This is a genomic window from Microbacterium umsixpiens (assembly GCF_053543675.1).
The window spans coordinates 51,503-56,453 of sequence record NZ_JBLVOH010000093.1 but is presented as its reverse complement, the minus strand read 5'-3'; the positions used below and the strand labels follow the sequence as shown (position 1 = coordinate 56,453).

At 68.1% G+C, this 4,951-nt stretch carries 2 protein-coding genes and 1 pseudogene; 2 read left to right on the top strand and 1 reads right to left on the bottom strand.

Annotated elements, in window-relative coordinates:
- The first annotated feature begins 34 nt into the window (after positions 1–34).
- Positions 35–2,527 (top strand): glycoside hydrolase family 2 protein, encoded by a 2,493-nt coding sequence (locus ACNPM4_RS09500; protein ID WP_448985502.1) that lies wholly within the window; start codon positions 35–37, stop codon positions 2,525–2,527.
- Between the two features lie 22 nt (positions 2,528–2,549).
- Here the strand turns inward: ACNPM4_RS09500 and dnaB are convergent, their stop codons facing one another.
- Positions 2,550–3,923, bottom strand: coding sequence for a replicative DNA helicase (gene dnaB, locus ACNPM4_RS09495; RefSeq protein WP_029264272.1), 1,374 nt, complete (start codon positions 3,921–3,923; stop codon positions 2,550–2,552).
- A 531-nt stretch (positions 3,924–4,454) separates the two neighbouring features.
- Between dnaB and ACNPM4_RS09490 the strand changes: the two are divergent.
- Positions 4,455–4,951, top strand: a pseudogene (locus tag ACNPM4_RS09490) (hypothetical protein); the annotation flags it as partial.

Below are 4,951 nucleotides of genomic sequence, written 5' to 3'. Positions count from 1 at the left end.
GGAACTACAGAGGCGTCGAAGCAGGAGCCGTCCCGTGAGCGTCGCGTCCCCCCTTCCCCTCATCCGCCGTCCGCTCGCCGAGGGCTGGCGCGTCCGCCCGAACGGCGGCCCCGCACAGGTGTCCGATGCGTGGATCCCCGCCGTCGTCCCCGGTGCGGTGCATCTCGACCTGCTGCGGGCGGGCCTCATCCCCGACCCGTACCTCGACGACAATGAATCCGCCCTCGCGTGGATCGGTCTCGTGGACTGGACCTACGAGGGCAGCTTCGCGCTCGAGTCGGAGGAGCAGGCGGCCGATCGTCACGAGCTCGTGTTCGACGGGCTCGACACCGTGGCGACCGTCACCGTGAACGGGCGGGTGATCGCCGAGGTCGCCAACCAGCATCGCTCCTATCGACTGGACGTGACCGACCTGCTCACCACCGGCGACAACACGGTCACCGTCGCCTTCCGCAGCCCGGTCCGGTACGCCGACGCGCAGAGCGTGGCGCTGGGTGCGCGCCCACGCCCCTACCCCTCGCCGTTCAACGCCCTGCGCAAGTCGGCGTGCAGCTTCGGGTGGGACTGGGGCATCGCCACCTACTCGAGCGGCATCTGGCGCGAGGTGCGTCTGGAGTCCTGGTCGGACGCCCGGCTGAGCGACGTCCGCGTCCATGCGACACCGGACGGCACGGAGGGCACGGTGCGCGTCGCCGTCGAGATCGAACGCGCCTCGGCACTCCCGCTCGACCTGAGGGTCGAGGTCGCCGAGACCGTGCAGACGGTTCCGATCGCCGCCTCGGAGACGTCGGCGGAGATCGAGGTCCGGGTGAGCGACGTCGAACGGTGGTGGCCCGCCGGCCATGGCGCCCAGCCGCTGTACGACGTCGAGATCGCCCTCCTGGACGACGGCACGGCGCTGGACTCCGCGACCAGACGCGTCGGGTTCCGCGACTTGCGCTGGGACACCACCGCGGATGCATCCGGCACACCGTTCACCCTGTTCGTGAACGACCGCCCGATCTACGTGAAGGGCGTGAACTGGATTCCCGACGACGCATTCCCGAGCAGAGTCGACCGGGATCGGTACCGCACCCGACTCGAGCAGGCGAAGGCAGCGAACCTCAACCTGATCCGCGTCTGGGGCGGCGGGATCTATGAGTCGGACGACTTCTACGACCTCGCCGACGAACTCGGCCTGCTGGTCTGGCAGGACTTCCTGTTCGCGTGCGCCGCGTACGCGGAGGAGGATCCCCTGCGCGCCGAGATCGAGGCGGAAGCACGGGAGAACGTCGCACGCCTCGCGCACCGCGCCTCACTCGCGCTGCTCACGGGCAACAACGAGAACACCTGGGGATACGAGGACTGGGGCTGGAAGACGCTGCTCGACGGCAAGACCTGGGGCGCCCACTACTACTACGAGCTGTTCCCGGCGATCATCGACGAGCTCGCCCCGCACGTTCCCTACGCACCCGGAAGCCCCTTCAGCCCGGGCGCGGGGTGGGACGGGCGTCAGCAGACCGGCCCGCATCCGAACGACGAGGCGCACGGCACCATGCACCTGTGGGAGCAGTGGAACCGGCGGGACTGGCCGACCTACCGCAACCATCGCCCCCGGTTCGTCGCCGAGTTCGGGTGGCAGGGGCCGCCCACGTGGTCGACACTGACGCGGTCCATCTCGGACGATCCGATCACGCCCGACTCCCCCGGCATGATCGTGCATCAGAAGGCGGCGGACGGGAATGCGAAGCTCGGGTCCGGGCTGGTCGCGCACTATCCGATCCCCGACGACATCGAGACCTGGCACTGGGCCATGCAGCTCAATCAGGCGAATGCGGTGGGTTTCGCGCTCGACTGGTTCCGCTCACTGGCCCCGCACAACGCCGGCGCGATCGTGTGGCAGCTCAACGACTGCTGGCCTGTAACCTCGTGGGCGGCGATCGACGGCGATGGCCGCGAGAAGCCGCTGCTGTTCGCCATCAAGAACGCCTTCGACCCCCGCGTGGTGACGGTGCAACCCGCGGGCGACGGCCTCGAAGCCGTGCTGCACAACGACACCGATGACACCTGGTCGGACAGCCTCTCGCTGCGACGGATCGACTTCGACGGCACGGTGCATGCCTCGGTCGAGGTGGCGGTGTCGATCGCTCCGCGGGAGTCGACGCGCGTCGCGATTCCGGATGCCGTCGCCACGCCCGGCGACGCTTCCGCCGAGCTGATCGTCGCCGATGTGTCCGGCGCGCGCGGGCTCTGGTGGTTCGCCGAGCCGCGCGACAGCGCCCTCGCCGAGCCGCGCCTCACCGCCGAGGTGGAGCGCGTCGCCGACGGCGGGCACCTCGTGACCGTCACCGCGGGCGCACTGGTGCGCGACCTCACCCTGCTCGTCGACCGGCTGTCTCCCGACGCCCGCGTCGACCGCGGCCTGGTGACCCTGCTTCCCGGCGAGCGTACGGCGTTCCGCATCGACGGTGTGGCCGAGCTCGACGCCGCCACCGTTCTCGGTCCGCTGGTCGCCCGCTCCGGCAACCAGCTGGTCGCCGGGCGGTAGCACCCGGCCGACACCGTCGGCGTCAGTTGAAGTCGCCGCCCGGGGCCATGTCCATGAAGCGCGAGTAGTGACCCTGGAACGCGACGGTGATCGTTGCGGTGGGACCGTTACGGTGCTTGGCGACGATCAGGTCGGCCTCGCCGGGACGCACGTCCTTGTCGTACACCGAGTCGCGGTGCAGCAGGATGACCATGTCGGCGTCCTGCTCGATCGAGCCGGACTCACGCAGGTCGCTGATCGCGGGCTTCTTGTCGGTGCGCTGCTCGGGACCACGGTTCAGTTGCGACAGGGCGATGACGGGGACCTGCAGCTCCTTGGCGATGAGCTTGAGGCTTCGCGAGAACTCCGAGACCTCCTGCTGACGCGACTCGACACGCTTGCCCGAGGTCATCAGCTGCAGGTAGTCGATGATGACCATGCGCAGGCCCTCGCGCTGCTTGAGTCGACGGCACTTCGCTCGGATCTCGACCAGCGTCATGTTGGGGCTGTCGTCGATGTAGAGCGGCGCGTCGTTGATGCGGCCTCGGGTCGCGGCGACGGTCGTCCAGTCGCGGGGGTCGAGGTTTCCCTTGCGCATGTTCTGCAGCGGGATCTGGCCCTCGGCGCTGAGCAGACGCATCGCGATCTCGCTCTTGCCCATCTCGAGCGAGAAGAAGACCGAGGGGATGTTGTGGCCGATGGAGGCCGACCGCGCGAAGTCGAGCGCGAGGGTCGACTTACCCATGGCGGGACGCGCAGCGACGACGATCATCTGCCCACCGTGGAGGCCGTTGGTGAGCTCGTCGAGCTCCCGGAAGCCGGTGGGGACACCCGTCATCGAACCGTCGCGACCGCTGGCGGCCTCGATCTCTTCGAGAGCGGCGTCGACGGCGATCTGCAGCGGGACGTAGTCTTCGGCGGTCTCGGATCCGGTGATCGAGTAGATCTCGGCCTGCGCGTTGTTGACGATGTCGGTCGCGTCGCCCTCGCCCGCGTAGCCGAGCTGCACGATGCGCGTGCCGGCGTCGACGAGGCGTCGGAGGATGGCGCGCTCCGAGACGATGCCCGCGTAGTAGCCGGCGTTGGCCGCGGTCGGGACGATCGAGGTGAGGGTGTGCAGGTAGTCGGCGCCACCGGCGCGACCGAGTTCGCCGGTCTTGATGAGCTCGTCGGTGACGGCGACGACGTCGGTCGGCTCGCCGTGCGAGTACAGCGAGAGGATCGCCTCGAAGATGAGCTCGTGCTTCGGGATGTAGAAGTCGGCGCCCTTGAGCGTCTCGATCACATCGGCGACGGCATCCTTCGAGAGGAGCATTCCGCCCAGCGCGCTCTGCTCGGCGAGAAGGTCGTGAGGAGGCGTACGCTCCGGCGCGCGCTTCGCGCCCATCCGCTCCTCTGAGATGTCGGCGATCGACACAGTCTTCCCTTCGATGCGACGTTTCCGATGCGATGTTCTGATGAGGCGTTCCGACGGCGGGCCGCGTGGCTCTCGGCCAAGAATTGCCGCTTCGCACAGCGAAACAGGTGCCTCCGACATTCGGTCGCTCGCCCACGCTACGAGCGACTGTTTCCACATGCAACACGGCCTGTGGATAACCATGTGGAAAGCGTGCGGACAAAGTCGGAGTGTCTGTGCACAACGGGTGTGGATAACCCCGTGGATGGGTGTGAGTTCAAACTTTTTTCTTGTTCCTGACCAGGGTTTAACTGTTTCCCCAGCCTGTGGATGGGAATCAGTTTAAATCGCGCATTGAAGGTTGCCCCTCTCGGGAGGGGGATGTGTAGAACCTGGGGAAAGTCAAGCCGAGATTTCACCGGGCGCGTCACAACCCGACATCCCCGGAAACGCGCGCAAAACCCCCTAGACAGACGGTCTGCCGGCGAGTATCGTCACCCGCAATCGATGCACCTGCGTCGAGGTACGTTGCCTTCGGAGGGGGAGGTCGACGTGGACGTTCCGGCCACCCGACGCGGCGTTCCTGCCGTCGTCCTCTGGGGTGCCGTCGGAGCGCTCGCCTGGGCGACGCTCACCCTCTTCTTCGGAGGCGGATCCGCGCACGCCGATGAGCAGCAGGACGGCCCGCTCGACGGGCTGACCTCGATCGTCAGTGAAACCGTGTCGGCCGTCACCGCACCCGTGACCCCCGTCGTCACCAAGGTCGTCGCACCCGTCGTCACGAAGGTCGTCGCTCCCGTGCAGCAGGCCGTTCCCGCCGTCGTCGAGACCGTGACGAACACCGTCGCGAAGACCCCGGTCGTGGGTCCTGCGACCGCGCCGGTCGTGCACGCCGTGACCGAGACGGTCGACGCGGTCGTCGCCCCGGTCACCGAGGTTCTGACGGATTCGCCGGTCGCGCAGATCACCGACCCGATCCTCGACACCGTCGCGGGCGTCCCCGTCGTCGGCGAACTCGTCACCGACCTCGGCGTGGTCACCGCGGTGCG